Source organism: Methyloprofundus sp., from assembly GCF_965251085.1.
Classification (GTDB): Bacteria; Pseudomonadota; Gammaproteobacteria; order Methylococcales; family Methylomonadaceae; genus Methyloprofundus.
Window position 1 is genome coordinate 2999484 of sequence record NZ_OZ252594.1, and the last position, 16312, is coordinate 3015795.

Genomic DNA, 16312 nt, shown 5'->3' on the forward strand with positions numbered 1-16312 from the left:
ACCGTTCTTTCATCGTAGGGCGCGGCTTTAGCCCGCCATTATTAACGTACAATAATATCGTGCTATACCAAGGCGGGCTAAAGCCGCGCCCTACATTAAGCATAAAAGACATTGTATCTGGGGCAAGTCACTAGGTGATCATTAACCATCCCTACCGCCTGCATATAGGCATAGCAAATGGTGGTGCCGACAAATTTAAAGCCTGCCTTTTTTAAGCTCTTGCTCATGGCATCTGATTCAGGGGTATTTGCGGGTACTTGTTGCATCGTCTGCCAGGTATTTATGATGGGCTTGCCATTTACAAACGACCAGATATGGGTATCGAAACTGCCGTATTGTTCTTGTATGGCGATAAAAGCTTGAGCATTAGTCACTGCTGAGCGTATTTTTAATTTATTGCGGATAATTTCGGGATTGTTTTGTAGTTCCAGTTGTTTTTGCTCGCTATAGCTAGCGACTTTGTGTACATCAAAGTTATCAAATGCCTGGCGATAGCCCTCGCGTTTTTTTAACACGGTAGACCAACTTAGGCCTGCTTGCGCGCCTTCTAATATCAGCATCTCAAACAATAGCCGCTCATCATGTACCGGCACTCCCCATTGCGTGTCATGGTAGTGCTCTTCCATTTCACTAGCAAGCGCCCACGGACACTTACTCATTTTTTTAATAGATCGCCTAGACCGGCAAAAGGGTTATGTGAACCGCCCGAGTGATCCTGAATCTCTTTCTTGCCACTGCCAAAGCGCATTTCTTCGTATTTTGAATGTTCATTATCATGACAATACAAACATAATAATTCCCAGTTACTACCATCCGCAGGATTGTCATCATGATTATGATTTTTATGATGTACCGTGAGTTCCTGTAAATTGGCATTGGTGAATTCGCGGGAACAGCGTCCGCATACCCAGGGGTACATTTTTAAGGCCTGACCACGATAGGTTTTTTCCCGGTCAGTCTGATGTTTACGTGCCTCTGCGACTATGCGCTCACTAGCGCTCATACTCTGCTGATTATTGCTTGCCATAAGACCTCATTTATATAAATCTAAAAAAGTTCATTATATACTTCGCAGGATTTTGATTGTTAAATTTTCAACAGATGAATGTAGGGCGCGGCTTTAGCCCGCCTTTAGTGTATTATTTTAGCGGACTAAAGTCCGCTCTACTGCTTACTTAGCTTTTACTTACCCGAAAAGCCGCAGCACTTGCGCCTAATTGCTCCAGTAGTGAATCATCAAACTGCCTGGCATACCGAATTTGCACATAAAGCTGGGTAATATGCGCAAAGCTTTCTGCAATATCTGGCTGTTGCTCTCTTACCCGTTGGGAAAAATCATTTGCCCCTTCGCAATCCTGTTTAATCAAACCTGTTTTAGCTAATTTCTGGCAGGCTCGGGCATAATATATCTGTGACTTTTCTAATACCAGAGTTTGTTTACGAAACAGGTAGGCAGCCAGAAAAATCGTTACTAAAGCAACCAAGCCTACTAGCCAATACAACATGGATTTAAGCGTATCTATACCAAAACTTGATAAAAAGCTGAACTGCTGGCGACGATCATAGTTAATTATCCAGCGGTGCCAGTTATAATCTGCACTACTCCATAAACTTCGCGCCTGTTTTAGCAATGCAAGTGTTTGACTATCAAGCTGTATCGGTGCAAAACTGACTGCATTATTCGCAATCTGCTGTTCAATGTTAACATCCTGTTCTATTCGCTCCGGAGCTATGGCAGTGGTTGGGTCATATCGTACCCAGCCTTTATCTTGTAGCCATACTTCCGCCCAGGCATGCGCATTTGCCTGCCTGACTTCAATAAATCCACCTGTTTCATTATAGGCCCCGCCTTGATAACCACCCACAATGCGCGCAGGGATTCCGGCAACACGCATTAAATAGACAAAAGCAGTTGCGTAATGTCCGCAAAAACCTTCACGGGTATCAAATAAAAAAGTTTCTATCGGCTTTTCATCCAGTAACGGCGGCATTAAGGTGTAATAAAAGTCCTCATTTCTAAAATGCGCAAATACTTTATTAATGAATGTTCCCGGGGATGTATCAAAGCCGCCTAACTGCCCAACTAAATCATCAATACGCCCCTCAACCCGATTCGGTAACTGTAAATTATCACTCAGCTCTGTTTTGGTAATATAACCAGTATTGTATTGCGCATAGGAGGTGATGCTGTATTCTGCTCTTTTTCCTGCAGGTTCTGAGCTTATTAGTTGACGGTTGCCATTTTCATGTAATGGCCAATGGTAAGTTTCAGGCATATCCAGTGCAAAGACCCAGTTCTTAGATTGCGGCTCCATCAGTAGCAGGTACTGATAAGCTTTTCCCATGAATTGAGTTTTATCCAGATAGCGCTTGAAATGTGTATTTTTAGTCTGGGTCCATTTTTTACCATCGGTAAAAGAAAAGACAGGCCCCCGCCAATAACGCTCTGCATTCGGAGGTAAATCTCCTGTAAATTTCGCTCGAAACACCAGCTCTCCTGACAAGCCTAACTGACTAATTGAACCGGGTTCTAAAGTGTCACTCAGCCCTGAAGTCGCTTGATTATCATTGTCTAAAAAAGACCAACGCGGCGCTTCAACGCGCGGAAAAAAGATAAACATAATCACCATCAAAGGGATGGCCTGCATTAAAATATTTCCAGCAGTTTTTAATGATGCAATATTGCTCTGGCTAGCACTATTAATAAAAATCAAGGTCGCTAATAGACTGATGCAGACTAACAAAATGTACCCCGCCATTAATATATTTTGTATATACAATAATTGGGATGCTGCAACAATAAACGCAAGATAGACAATTAGATAAACATCTCTTTGAGTTTTAATTTCCAGCAATTTCAACCCCAGAGCAATAACAAAAACAGTGGTGCCAGCATCTCGACCGAAGACCCCCTGATGCATGGTCACCAACAAACTTATACCACAGAGTAAGAGTAAAAAAACCAGTAACTGATTCGGCAAATACTCTGGATGCCAGACACCTATAAATCGCCAGATTAATAACACAGAGAAAAAAGCAAAAATAGGCGCAGGTACATGTAACACATGCGGTAAAGTGATTAAGCCTATGGAGCTGAGCAGAAAAACTATGCTACGCTGATTAATTGTCTCTTGCATAAGCTATTCATCTTTTAATTGTTTTATACGATAACTTCCCTGATGCTCAATGCCTAACTTTTCGGCCAGACAGGATAAGGACAGTTGCATTTCTCCCTTTAATGTCCATGGCGGATTGACAACTATCATCCCGCTGGCAGTCATCCCTAGCGCCTGCTTATCCGGTAATTGAGCTAATTCAAATAACTGTACGTTTTGTAAACTGCTGGCGGCAATACTCTGTTCTAGTTCATCGATTCGCTGCCGCTCTACAACGGGATACCAGAGTGTATAAGTCCCGGTTGCAAAGCGCTTATATAAATTGTCTAGTGTTTCAACAACCTGTTTGTAATCGGTTTTGATTTCATACGAGGGATCTATTAGCACCAGTCCACGGCGTTGCTGCGGCGGCATAATTGACAAACTGCGAGTAAATCCATCTTCATGCGCGATCTGTACGCGCTTATCTTTATTGACCGCTATGCGTAAGATCTCAATTTCACTATTGTGTAGCTCGTATAAAAACAAGCGATCTTGTTGACGCATTAAATGCCTGGCTATCATCGGTGAACCTGGATAACGCGTTAATTCATTCTGGACATTAAATGCTTTAACTACATTTACATAGGCAGTCAACGCAGGAGGCAAGTTGCTCTCTTGCCATAGTTTAGCGATTCCTTGCTGATATTCTTGCGTTTTTTCTGCTTGTTCACTAGTTAGAGAGTAGCTTCCTGCCCCAGCATGGGTATCAACATAACAAAAAGGCTTTTGCTTCTTTTTCAGGTGCTCAAGAATATGAATTAATACGCTGTGTTTTAACACATCGGCAAAATTTCCAGCATGATAGGAGTGACGATAACTAAGCATAGGTCGTTTATGTAAGTGTATATTAAGGAACGCGCACGGAATAAGTTGAGCATCTGGCGCAGAATTTTTATTCGTATTCAAGACGTAGAAACAGACATATAGCCAGCTACGTAACAGTTTCTACAACGCAGAAGACGGGTAAAAAGACAAGCCAGTTGCTTAAGTTATTTCGTGCGCGTTCCTAAGCTGGGTAAGCGCTATTAATTTGCAGCTTAACGGTCAAACTTGTAGCCCGTTAGAAGCTTGCGGAATACCGGGTATTCGTAACAGAGATTCCCCGCATTACGTATACTCCATGTACACTTACTAGAGCAGGGTAACTCACCCTACACAAGCGCTAAAGCTTGGAGACATTGCGTGGAATGCTCATGCCCCCGGTTTGGGGCTATATTAAGATCCATTAGTTTCATGCCATATTCTACCCCGGTTTTATCTGCGTCTAACACCCAGCGACACATCTGACTTAAGCGTTCCTCCTGGTCTGAACCTAGAGTTTGTTCATAATCCAACCAGATTTCTGCGCTCTGTAAGCCCGTGTATTGACGCGTCAGTAAGCCTTGCCCTTTTGCATAAGCTCGCCAATGAATATGTCTGATACCGTCTCCCGCCTGGTAATCTTGTAGCCCATAAAAATCATCCTGACCTTTTTGTGCATTACCTTGCATTCCCTGACGACTACTATTTTCTGGGAGCGGACACACTTGTGTGCCCGGGCGCGGATAAACTAATGTTTTAATTTCTATGTTTAAACGGTTCCAGGCGCGAAATAAACCAAAAGGATAACAACTAGAAATAACCGGGCGACTTACTACCAACCAGCCGCGCTGATTAGCTCGCTGCGCCAGGCTGACATGCGCACTTTGTTGTGCACTTATATCACAAGACACCATACTTTTCCTTGTGGCGCCTAACTGAACACTATAGCGATCTGAATTACCCGGGTTATCGATAATTAAAGCACTTTTAGTTAATTCACCCGCAAAAACATCAGGACTTTGCGCTTTTTTAATCAGCAGTCCTTGTAACGAGTTAACGGTATGTACAATCGTAATAAAAAACAGGCTAGCGAGTAAAAAGCACAGCAGGTAAACCAGGTTGTTATTGTAAACAAAGGCTATCAACATCAGTATGGTCATAAGCAATACAAAGCCCAAGCCACGTTTGGTAGGCAGTATATAAATGCTTCTATAGCTTAAGCGTATGGGTTTTGCAGAGGGTGTTGTTTTCATATTCAATAGAGATGAAAGGCTTCAGAGCCGAACTACGACCTTTTTTCGCGATATTTCTTGCGGGCTAAAGTCACGCTCTACTGCTGCCTTTATACCTAAATTCAGGGGGGGGGGGCAGCGCCCTATCATTCCCTGCTTTTTAAGGAATTGCGACATTCGCTAGCAGGGGTGCGACTATATTATCTGAATTACTATGGCTGGCACGAAGACGATGCCCAGCCACAGGAGCCAATACTGTTTGTACGTCCTCAGGAATCACTGACTCACGTCGCTGCATATAAGCCCATGCCTTAGCAGAATTCAATAAAGCCAATCCTGCCCGGGGCGATAAACCGACCTGGTATTCTTCGGAGTCTCGGGTGAATTTTATGAGTGCTTGTACATAGTCCAGTAAAGCTGGGGAAGCATAAACGTTTTTTATCGCTTGTTGCATCTGTATTAATTTCTCAGCAGATAATTCTGCGTCCAATGTTGCAATTAACTTATAACGGTTTTGACCTGTCAATAATTCGCGTTCAGCATCATGATCAGGATAGCCCAATTCAATACGCATTAAAAAACGGTCTAACTGTGATTCTGGCAGAGGAAATGTACCCAACTGACGATTTGGATTTTGCGTTGCGATCACAAAAAAGGGCTGTGGTAAGGGATAAGTTTCCCCTTCTACCGTAACTTGCTGCTCTTCCATCGCTTCTAGTAACGCACTTTGCGCTTTAGGTGTGGCGCGATTTATTTCATCAGCTAAAACCATTTGCTTGAAAATCGAACCTTTATGAAAGGTAAATTGATGCTGCTCTGGATTATAAATCGTTGCGCCAATAATATCCGCGGGCAACAAATCACTGGTAAACTGGATGCGCTGGTACTCCAGACCCATTAGTTTTGCCAAGGTATGCGCCAGAGTAGTTTTTCCAACGCCGGGTATATCTTCAATCAGTAAATGACCACCCGTTAATAAACAGCATAATGACAATCGAATTTGATGCTCTTTACCCAGTATAATGTTGTTTGCTGCATTAATTACCAGGTCGAGAATCTGGTGCATAAATATCCTTATTTTGTGTAGGGCGTGGCTTTAGCCCGCCTATTTCGCCACCCAGGCGGGCTAAAGCCACGCCCTACCTATGCCATTGTTTTACTACTTACCCAAAATACCTTTTACAGCATGCAGTAAGTCAGCAGGCAACACAACCGTTTTAGAATTATCAGATTCTGCTAGTTCGCGCATGGCCTCGATATATTTCTCACCTAATAAATAAGTTGCAGGTAATTCTTTATCTTTAAGTGCTGTGGTAATACTTTCGATTGCTTTACCACTGGCATCCGCCAGTAATATTTTTGCTTCTGCATCGCGACGCGAAGCTTCTAATCGACCATCAGCTTCAAGTATGGCAGCCTGTTTTGCACCTTCTGCTCGCGTGACTGCGGCACGACGCTCCCGTTCAGCAGCGCTTTGCTCTTCCATCGAAGCCTGCATGGTTGTAGACGGATTAATATCCTGAATTTCCACTGTCTTAAGAGTAATACCCCAATCGGCGATATCATCAGAAATACCATCCTTTAACTTTGTTTTAATATGCTCTCTAGAAGAAAGCGCATCATCTAAACTCATTTCACCAATAATCGCTCTGAGCGAGGTTTGAATGAGCTTTATTATTGCCAACTCGTAATCTTCTACACCATAAACCGCCTTCTCTGGCGATACGATATTAATATAGGCAATGGCATTTGCAATAATCATCGCATTATCTTTAGTAATCACTTCCTGTGACGGAATATCCAGCACGATATCTTTAGTCGTCAACCGGTCAATAACAGAGTCGACATAAGGGATAATAAAATTTAGCCCTGGCTTTAAAGTAGAATGATATTTCCCCAGGCGTTGTACGATGTGCTTATAGCCCTGTGGGACTATGCGCACTCCTTTGACGACCGTTACAATGACTAAAACAACAAAAACTCCAACAACTGACAAACCTTCCATATTAAATCCTCTCTCGTTATTTTGCTGAAACTATCAGCGTATTACCCGAAAATTCGCGCACTATTACGCGATCCCCTATGCCTACAATATCAGTACAAATAAATTGCCATTCATCGTTGCCCAGAATGGGGGCCGGAAAGCGTAAAGTACCTCGACCTTCATGGAGGGAATTATATTCAATCACCGTACCAATCTGGCCTATCATGCTCTCCCGTGACATGCCTGAAAAGGTTTTATTTTTTAAATGTGGCGAAACCCACTTAAACCAAGCGAACACAATAAAAATAGATAAAACTATCCATATCGTCAATTGCACGGTAAATGAAAATGGATAGATCAGTAGCAATAACCCCACAATAATCGCGCTTATGCCGAACCATAATGCCACGAAACTAACCAACATGACCTCCGCCAATGCCAGACATAAGCCAAAAATCATCCAGTGCCAGTAAGCAATATTTGTATTTAACCATTCCATCATTTCTGCCCCTTATAAAAATTTTTATATTTCATGCATGAAACAGTACAATACCCGCTTATTTATTTTTTTAAGCATCAGGAAAAATCATGATTATATGGGCGATTAACTTACTTGTTTTAGCCATCGGTATTTTAGCGGTAGGTTTAATCAAACCTAAATGGCTATTATTCTGGATGGATCAACCGAACAGATTCATCATTGTGGGTGTTTCAGTCATATTATTTATGGCGGCTGCAATCATGTTTGGCGAAGGCACCAAGCAGGGTGGGTCCCTGTCTGAAGTAGTACAATCCGAAAAGCCAGCCGCGACAGAAACCCCCGACGATTTAGCACAATAAGGAATGAGGATATAATACCCGAAAGTATGGCGCAGGATTTTGGCTTCACAGGCGTGTTAGGAAAACAGGCGCAGTGAGAGCTACGCAACTGTTTTTCTCGTACGCCTGTGGAGTCAAAAGAAGCGTCATTCCTGAGTAGGCAGGAACAAGTCAGACTCGGGTATTATTGAATTCTCGTTCCTAAGTTCTTTTATCCCGTTACTCAGAGTAGAGCAGACGTCAGTCCGCAACCCCCCCTCGAACTTCTGGTATTATCAATAGCCGCCTAAAGAGACTATAAAAATATTCAATGATACACACTACAAAACTGACCATGTAGACTGGAACGAGCCAGGAAACACCAACAATCAATAGCTTATGCGGCATCGATTGTTGGGTTTTGTACCTCTACCCAACATACAAAAAATACTTTAACTGCCCCAAAGTCAGCTCTATTTATTGACTTTCCTGTACGATTAATTCGTTAATCACCTTGATCATGCCTTCATGCGACCCTGCTGACTTGCCGCTGACTAGATACTTACCATTGACCACGACTGCTGGCACACCGGTTATACCATAACGTGGTCCCATAGTTTTAGCCTGGCGCATTTTAGTATCAACTATAAAAGAATTATAAGCATCATGGAAAGCAGCTTCATCAACGCCATGGGCAACAAAGAATTTAGCGAGATCATCTTCACTAGTTAATTGCTTTTTATTAACCTGTATCGCTTGAAAGAAATCAGCATGTATTTTATCAACTACACCTAAAACTTCTGCAGTATAGTAAGCTTTTGCATGCTTAGCCCACACCGCGCTGAATACAGCAGGCTGACGTATAAACGTTACATTCTCCGGCAAGCTGGACTTCCACTTTTCTACATAGGGCTCAAATTGATAACAATGTGGGCAACCGTACCAAAAAAATTCAATCACTTCGACTTTTGACGGGTCCTGAGTTGGCTGTACTGCCGCCAAATCTTTATAACCTTTTTCTGCAGCAAAGCTAACACTGCTCAAAACTGCCAAGCTAATCAGGCCTGCTTTAATAATATTTTTTAACATTGTATGCTCTTCTCTCTTACTGGTCACAAACAGTTATTTCATTACCGAAACATAATAGGCTATAGCTTTGATTTTTTCATCGGTCATTTTCTTGGCAATCATATGCATCATATTATCAGGGTTATTACTACGCACATCGGTTTTAAAGTCGGTCAGAGTTTTTATCAGATAATCTGCATGCTGGCCTTTTAAAGCCGGGAATGAAGCAGGCTCATTACCTTCGCCTTCTGGGCCATGACAGGCAATACAGGCGGATATTTCATTGTCCAGATCACCATTACGGTAGACATCGTAACCCTGCGCTATTAAAGCACCCTGCTTATCTTGCAAAGCTTTCCGGGCAGCGGTTTTTTCATCTTCACTGAGTGAATCATTATCATCAATCTCATCCAGGTCATCAGGATTTATTTGTGGTTCTGAATTTGCTGTAACGGCTTGCGCTTCATAATAAACGGCTATATCTTCTATATCCTGATCTGATAGACCCGCAACCATTGACGCCATCGTAGGGTCACTGCGTGAGCCATCCTTGAAAGCATGCATCTGCTTAACCAGGTAACCTTCGTTTTGTGCCGCTAATTTAGGGAATAGAGGCATCATACTATTACCATTTTCACCATGACAGCTAGCACAAGTCCCGCTTTTCCCCTGGCCTGCACTAATATCACCAACTGCTTGTGCAATCCCGGACATGTTAAGTAAAGCAAACGATACAGAAACCACTAGTAAACTTTTCTTCATTAGACTTCCCCTTCGGAATAAGATAATCATAAGGTTGTTATGTACAATAGTGGTTAGAATTCTACTCTAATTTAATTAATCCCTCTACTTGAGATGCACATGAACCCTCTTTATCATCAGGCAAAATTTGTCCTTAGCGCTCCCGGTTTAGATTCTGCACCTGCTGACTCAGGTCGGGAAGTTGCTTTTGCAGGTCGCTCCAATGCTGGAAAATCCAGTGCATTAAACACTTTAACCCGACAAAAATCATTAGCCAGAACCAGTAAAACACCGGGGCGCACACAATTACTGAATTTTTTTAATTTGAATGAGCAGCAGCGATTTGTTGACCTACCGGGCTATGGCTATGCAAAAGTTCCCGCAAAAGTGAAGCGGCAATGGCACGACTTAATGGAAACCTATTTACAGGAACGCCAATCTTTATATGGCATTATCCTGGTCATGGATATCCGCCATCCGCTGACTGAATTTGACTGGCAAATGATCGAGTGGTGCGCCTATACAAAAAAACCGTTGCACATATTATTAACAAAAGCCGATAAATTAAATTATGGTGCGGCGAAAAATACCTTGTTTAAAGTGCAACGTGAACTGCAAGAACAAGATCTATCGGTCACACTACAATTATTTTCTGCGTTAAAAAAAAGTGGCATAGATGATATTCACGAATTGTTAGATAGCTGGTTTGAGGCTGAATAATTTAGCTGACGGGTATGGGTGGGCTTTCACAAAATAATGGGGTTCGCAAAAAAACGCTCAACCCATCCTATGGGTTACCCTTTAACCTAGAAAGTGAAAATTTATCTCCAATATAGGATGCGTTAAGACACGAAACGCATCACGAATGCGTTTCCTAGCGCCAACACACCCTATACTAAAGTGTTAAAACCAAAGCGGACTAAAGTCCGCTCTACTGTATTAATTAATGTGCCTCATCCCAGTTAATACCGACACCAATATCTACTATTAGAGGGACATTTAATTCAGCAGCCTCACTCATCAATTTCCTGATCATTGCACTATATTCAACAACTTTATCTTCAGCTATCTCAAACACCAACTCATCATGCACCTGCATAATCATTTTGGCATCAGTTTGGTCGTCCTCTAACCAGACATCCGTGGCTATCATGGCCAGTTTAATAATGTCTGCCGCACTTCCCTGCATAGGTGCGTTAATTGCGGTACGCTCTGCATATTGTCTACGCGCCGCATTTTTAGAATGAATTTCCGGCAAATACAAACGCCGCCCCCATATAGTCTCAACATAGCCCTGAGCCTTCGCCGTCTCACGGGTATCTTGCATATACTGCTGAACGCCTGGGTAGCGAGAAAAATATAAATCGATATATTCCTGCGCCTGAGAGCGGCCTAAACCTAGCTGCTTTGCCAAACCAAAGGCTGACATACCATAAATCAAGCCAAAATTAATTGCTTTTGCCGAACGCCGTAAATCAGTGGTCACCTGCTCCAGCGCTACGCCAAATACCTCAGCAGCCGTTGCCTTATGTATATCCTCACCTTTAGAAAAAGCATCTAGCAGGCCCTTATCACCAGACAAATGCGCCATTATGCGTAATTCAATTTGCGAATAATCTGCCGCGACTATTTTATAGCCTGCAGGCGCAATAAAAGCCTGACGAATTTTGCGCCCTTCTTCACTTCGTACCGGAATATTTTGTAAGTTAGGGTTAGATGATGATAAACGCCCTGTCGCTGCTACAGCCTGATGATACGACGTATGCACCCGGCCTGTTGTCGAACTAATCTGTAACGGCAGCTTATCGGTATACGTCGATTTCAGCTTACTCATACTGCGGTGCTTTAATATCAATTCCGGTAATGGATATTCTTGCGCTAATTCTTGTAGCACGGATTCTGCTGTTGACGGCTGTCCTTTAGGCGTTTTCTTTAACACCGGGAGCTGTAATTGATCATACAAGATATGCTGAATCTGCTTTGGTGAGGCTATATTAAAGCTCTGTCCGGCTAACTCATGCGCCTGCTGCTCTATCGCCATAATATGATTTGCCAGCTGCATGCTTTGTTGTGCGAGCATATCACTATCAATTAATACCCCATTGCGCTCCATACGAGATAAAACACCCAGTACCGGCAGTTCTATGTTTTTATATAAATCAAGCAGAGCCTGATGTTCAGCCAGTTTAGGTGCCAACACTTGATGCAAGGCCAGCGCAATATCCGCATCTTCTGCCGCATATTGAGTTGCCTGATCTAACGCAACTTCAGCAAAGCCAATCTGCTTTGCACCTTTACCCGCGACATCTTCGTAATGAATGGTCGTTCGATGCAGATAGGTTTTCGCCAGATCATCCATATTATGTCGGGTTAACGTGCTATTGAGCACATAGGATTCCAGCATGGTATCCTCGGCAATTCCCTGTAATTCTATCGCGTAATTCGCCAGCACATTACTGTCATATTTCAGGTTTTGCCCTACTTTCGCCTGTTCAGGGTCTTCTAATAGCGGCTTTAATTTCTGCAACACTTCACTGCGTGGGAGTTGCTCAGCGACACCGGGATAATCATGTGCCAAAGGTATATACGCCGCCTCTCCCGCAGTAATGGCGAAAGATACTCCGACAATTTCAGCCTCACTATAGTCGAGACTGGTGGTTTCCGTATCGAAGGCAAAAAGTTCTGCAGCCTTTAATTTTTCCAGCCACTGATCAAATTGCTCCCAGCTCAGAATCATTGCATATTCTGTCGCAGCTATGACTGCAACTTCAGTTTCTTCTAGTGCAGGAGCGGCTGTTTTCTCAGCTTTGACCGGCTGCTGTAATATTTTTGACCATGCAGAAAATCCCAGGTCCGCTACTCGCTGCTGTAGTTCAGCAGTATCTGCCTGGCTACAACGTAAATCTTCGATCGTATAGGCTAAACCCAGATCACATTTAATGGTGGTCAATTGTTTGGATAAAGGTAAATCGTCCAGGCTTGCACGCAGGCTTTCACCCACTTTCCCTTTAATCTCATCTGCGCAGGCTATTAAATTATCCAGTGTTTGATACTGTGCCAGCCATTTTGCTGCAGTTTTTGGCCCCACCTTAGGCACGCCAGGAATATTGTCCGCGCTATCACCCATTAAGGCTAAATAGTCAATTATCTGTGCAGGGGTGACGCCAAATTTATCAATAACCCCCTGAATATCCATTGTTGTATTAGACATGGTATTTTCTAAAGTCACCTGCTCGGTCACTAATTGCGCCATGTCTTTATCGCCGGTAGAAATCACCACTTGAAAGCCTTGCTCAACTGCCATTTGTGCCAGAGCTCCCAACACGTCATCAGCTTCCACCCCGGTTTCCATTATTAGCGGTATGCCCATCGCGATAATTAAGTCGTGCAAAGGCTGAATCTGCACACGTAAATCATCCGGCATAGGCGGGCGATGCGCTTTGTATTCACTATACAGCTCATTTCTAAATGTGCCGCCGGGTGCATCGAACACCACAGTAAAATAATCCGTTTTATGATCGCTTCTTAATCGCTTTAGCATATTTGCAACGCCAAATATCGCATTAGTGGGCAACCCTTCAGCATTACTTAAAGGCGGAACTGCATGATAAGCACGAAACAGAAAAGAGGATCCGTCAACTAGGAGTAGTTTTTTAGGCATAAGTGTTAATATGTTTAATATTCAAGTGTATTTTCCGTTACACGCTGGTTTTGCTGTGCAAGATAAGACCCACCGACAATAAATGCCATAAATAATATAAAAATAATTGAGGTGAGATATCTCACCTTTTTACTGGTTTTATAAGCGCTCATAAGCTTTCCAAAATTTCAAAAAAATACTCTAACAAAACATTTAAACGGGAGTAAAAAACTTCAGTTTATTTAGTAGTAATCGCTAAAACTATTACACTCCCGCTATTATGACCAATACTGAAATAATTTACTTTCCTCTAGCTATGCGCCAGTTTCAGCGTCTTGCTATCGACAAAAATCAGCTCACTATACAACCGCATCCGTGACCGCGCCAAGTATAAAACCGCTAGGACCCTATGAAACTTTACTAAGGGAGATGGAAAGAAATAATCATCCAGAACAACCAGGAGAAATGGTCAAAAACCATTTCTCCAACGATGGCATTCGGTCAACAAACTGATAATACGTCTTCATTGCTTTTTTACCTACCTTTACTCCTGTTTCATATATTTTTTCTGTTAATTTAACAATAGGTGCTTTGCCATTGTAGGTCATACTTTTGGCAAATTTTAAAGTTGTTTCAACTGTATCCATTATGTCGCCACTAATATGATTTTCATAGGCTCCCCATACTCGTTCAATTGGGTTATATTTACTATGATAAGGAGGGTAGTAGGCCAGTTTTATCTTTATGTTGCTTTTTTCAGCAAACTCCACAAGCCTTTTTATAAACTGAGTTCTGGAGCTACTGTTCTCCATACCATTGTCAGCGTTAATTGTCAGAATATCTACTCCATATTTTTCTTGAATTTCTGGCCAAATTTCTTCCAATCGGTCAACGATGAAATCACTGCTGGCATAGCCTGCTGTAAAGAAAAGGAAAAAATCATCATGTTCAGGCAGATAAAAACCAAAAGGAGTTAACTTTTCCTTAACATCTAAATCATGATCCTCTGCTTTTGTTAAAACCCGATTTCGTCCTCCCCGTGAAAAATTTCCTATATTCATTCTTGCTTTGGCATCAATTGATATACGAATCTCTTTTGGGTTGATATCTGCCATTCCATTGACTGAATGAACTTGTTCAAAAATTGCATCCGTTTCCTTGATTTTCTTATGAGGCTTTGTTTTTTGTACCTTTTTTGGATGGTAACTCAGGTCATTTAATTTTGTATTGATAGTTTTTGAGCAAGGTAATGTTTTTTCATCGTAATAATCAATCTCCAGTAAACGTTTTCTAACTTCTTTAGCCGTTAGCCGGGTATATAATCGACAGGAATTAAAAGAGGGATCCGTTTGACACTCCGGTTCAGCAATTTTTTTTATGTCATCAAGTAGATGAGGAAAATGCTCTTCACTTTTATTACGCCCTCTCGCTGAAAAATTATCTTCTATGGGCTGAGTTTCAAGTTCATATTGTCCTTTTCGGATAGTGCCTCTATTCCATCCTAGTTTTTCTTCAGCAATACTTGCACCACCTGAGCCTAGTAGCTCCACCGTTTCAGCCATGAATATACGACGTACCGAGCCTTTTAAACGATGGGCTGTATTTATAATCCAACCTATAATGCTATCTGTTAATATCAACAAGCTTATCTGCCTAGTGTGAGAATAAATTCAGAATTCATTATTATAAATTATTGAGACACAAGCTTACTTCGTTTGGATGATTATTTCTTTCCATCTCCCTAACCAAGTGCGATCAAAAGCCACCCTGCAGATTCTCTGCCTCTATTCTGTTGATAGTAGCTAATTTTATCAGTTTAGACACTACACTTGATGATTTATTCTTAGTAGACACCGGTTTATGAACAAATTTTCTGATCACGATTTAGCTGCGCGCTTGATGACCGCTGACGATAGAAAATCATAACAGTTGAATCACATTAGCTACGCCGATCGACGGCCGAATAAGGCCGTTCCAACTCTTACAATGGTTGAGCCCTCAGCTATTGCAGCTTTCAAATCTGCTGTCATACCGAAAGAAAAAGTACCTATTTCAGGCCTGTGTAATGCGCTTACCGCTTGAAATAGCTTACGATATGGCTTACATTGCTGCTCGTAGTCAGTTGCTGGCTGTGGTATCGCCATTACACCACGCAATTTAAGATTTGGTAACTTTTCAATCTGCTCAATTGCATCGGCTAATTCATCGAGCTGAAAACCTGATTTACTTGGCTCATTGCTTATATTGATTTGCAAACATATATTTAATGGCGGCAAATAGCCTGGTCGCTGCTCACTAAGGCGCTTTGCAATTTTTATTCGATCAACACTATGTACCCAGCTAAAATGCGCTGCAATTTGCCGGGTTTTATTGGACTGTATTGGTCCTATAAAATGCCAGCAAATCTGATAACAGCTCAGCTGCTTCTGTTTTGCTAATGCTTCTTGTAAATAACTTTCACCAAATTGCCTTTGCCCAGCACGATAAGCTTGAATTATATCTTCTGCTGGTTTGGTTTTACTAACTGCAAGCAATTGAACGGAATATGGGATTCGCTGCGAATCAGATTCACTCTGGCGAATAGCGGTGTTAATCCTGTCTAAATTTATAGCTATTGATGTCATTTTTTATCCTAGAAACCGCAGTTGAGCAGGGATTTTGTGGAAAACCTGAGTGCGAAAGACCAGGCACAGCTAGCAGGCAATGGCCGTAGCCCTTGGCAATAGCTGTAACGCAGTATTTCGCGCTCAGATTTATTCACAAAACCGTGAAGCGGAGTCTGTTCACCCTGCAGGCGATAAGTTATTACGGTAATTATGCTTTATATTCAAATACTTAGAGTATTTTTAGCGTTCAACTGCGGTTTTTAGTTTAACCTAGAAAAATCAGT

16 protein-coding genes are annotated in these 16312 nt (G+C 42.1%); 2 read left to right on the plus strand and 14 right to left on the minus strand.

The window, feature by feature from the left end; all coding sequences use genetic code 11:
• Positions 1-95: 95 nt before the first annotated feature.
• From ACQY3F_RS13975 to ACQY3F_RS14010, 8 genes are all read right to left on the minus strand, one after another.
• On the minus strand, positions 96-659 hold the full coding sequence (locus tag ACQY3F_RS13975; RefSeq protein ID WP_428355507.1) for a DNA-3-methyladenine glycosylase I: 564 nt from the start codon (positions 657-659) through the stop codon (positions 96-98).
• Entirely contained in the window at positions 656-1027 is a 372-nt protein-coding gene (locus ACQY3F_RS13980; protein ID WP_428355508.1) for a YajD family HNH nuclease, read from the minus strand. Before ACQY3F_RS13980 ends, ACQY3F_RS13975 begins: the two co-directional genes overlap by 4 nt.
• A 148-nt stretch (positions 1028-1175) precedes the next feature.
• On the minus strand, positions 1176-3137 hold the full coding sequence (locus tag ACQY3F_RS13985; protein ID WP_428355509.1) for a transglutaminase TgpA family protein: 1962 nt from the start codon (positions 3135-3137) through the stop codon (positions 1176-1178).
• Positions 3138-3140: 3 nt separating this feature from the next.
• Positions 3141-3983 (minus strand): 23S rRNA (adenine(2030)-N(6))-methyltransferase RlmJ, encoded by an 843-nt coding sequence (locus tag ACQY3F_RS13990; protein ID WP_428355510.1) that lies wholly within the window; start codon positions 3981-3983, stop codon positions 3141-3143.
• A gap of 326 nt (positions 3984-4309) precedes the next feature.
• Positions 4310-5212 (minus strand): DUF58 domain-containing protein, encoded by a 903-nt coding sequence (locus ACQY3F_RS13995; RefSeq protein ID WP_428355512.1) that lies wholly within the window; start codon positions 5210-5212, stop codon positions 4310-4312.
• A 139-nt stretch (positions 5213-5351) separates the two neighbouring features.
• Positions 5352-6257, minus strand: coding sequence for an AAA family ATPase (locus tag ACQY3F_RS14000; RefSeq protein WP_428355513.1), 906 nt, complete (start codon positions 6255-6257; stop codon positions 5352-5354).
• Positions 6258-6350: 93 nt separating this feature from the next.
• On the minus strand, positions 6351-7196 hold the full coding sequence (locus ACQY3F_RS14005; RefSeq protein ID WP_428355514.1) for an SPFH domain-containing protein: 846 nt from the start codon (positions 7194-7196) through the stop codon (positions 6351-6353).
• A gap of 16 nt (positions 7197-7212) precedes the next feature.
• Complete coding sequence (locus tag ACQY3F_RS14010; protein WP_428355515.1) at positions 7213-7674, minus strand: NfeD family protein; 462 nt, start codon at positions 7672-7674, stop codon at positions 7213-7215.
• Between the two features lie 89 nt (positions 7675-7763).
• Here ACQY3F_RS14010 and ACQY3F_RS14015 point away from each other — a divergent pair, with 89 nt between their 5' ends.
• A complete protein-coding gene (locus tag ACQY3F_RS14015) occupies positions 7764-8015 on the plus strand; it encodes a hypothetical protein (RefSeq protein WP_428355516.1) in 252 nt (83 codons plus the stop codon).
• Between the two features lie 435 nt (positions 8016-8450).
• Here the strand turns inward: ACQY3F_RS14015 and ACQY3F_RS14020 are convergent, their stop codons facing one another.
• Positions 8451-9062, minus strand: coding sequence for a thiol:disulfide interchange protein DsbA/DsbL (locus ACQY3F_RS14020; RefSeq protein ID WP_428355517.1), 612 nt, complete (start codon positions 9060-9062; stop codon positions 8451-8453).
• A gap of 33 nt (positions 9063-9095) precedes the next feature.
• On the minus strand, positions 9096-9803 hold the full coding sequence (locus ACQY3F_RS14025; protein ID WP_428355519.1) for a c-type cytochrome: 708 nt from the start codon (positions 9801-9803) through the stop codon (positions 9096-9098).
• A 99-nt stretch (positions 9804-9902) separates the two neighbouring features.
• Between ACQY3F_RS14025 and yihA the strand changes: the two genes are divergently transcribed.
• A complete protein-coding gene (yihA, locus tag ACQY3F_RS14030) occupies positions 9903-10502 on the plus strand; it encodes a ribosome biogenesis GTP-binding protein YihA/YsxC (protein WP_428357695.1) in 600 nt (199 codons plus the stop codon).
• Positions 10503-10725: 223 nt separating this feature from the next.
• On the opposite strand, the gene polA is transcribed toward yihA, so the two are convergent.
• From polA to ACQY3F_RS14050, 4 genes are all read right to left on the minus strand, one after another.
• Entirely contained in the window at positions 10726-13443 is a 2718-nt protein-coding gene (polA, locus tag ACQY3F_RS14035; protein ID WP_428355521.1) for a DNA polymerase I, read from the minus strand.
• Positions 13444-13457: 14 nt separating this feature from the next.
• Positions 13458-13595, minus strand: a complete 138-nt coding sequence (locus ACQY3F_RS14040; protein ID WP_428355523.1) for a hypothetical protein — start codon at positions 13593-13595, stop codon at positions 13458-13460.
• A gap of 270 nt (positions 13596-13865) precedes the next feature.
• Positions 13866-15062, minus strand: a complete 1197-nt coding sequence (locus ACQY3F_RS14045) for an ISAzo13 family transposase (protein ID WP_428352931.1) — start codon at positions 15060-15062, stop codon at positions 13866-13868.
• A gap of 303 nt (positions 15063-15365) precedes the next feature.
• A complete protein-coding gene (locus ACQY3F_RS14050) occupies positions 15366-16046 on the minus strand; it encodes a YggS family pyridoxal phosphate-dependent enzyme (RefSeq protein ID WP_428355524.1) in 681 nt (226 codons plus the stop codon).
• Positions 16047-16312 lie beyond the last annotated feature (266 nt).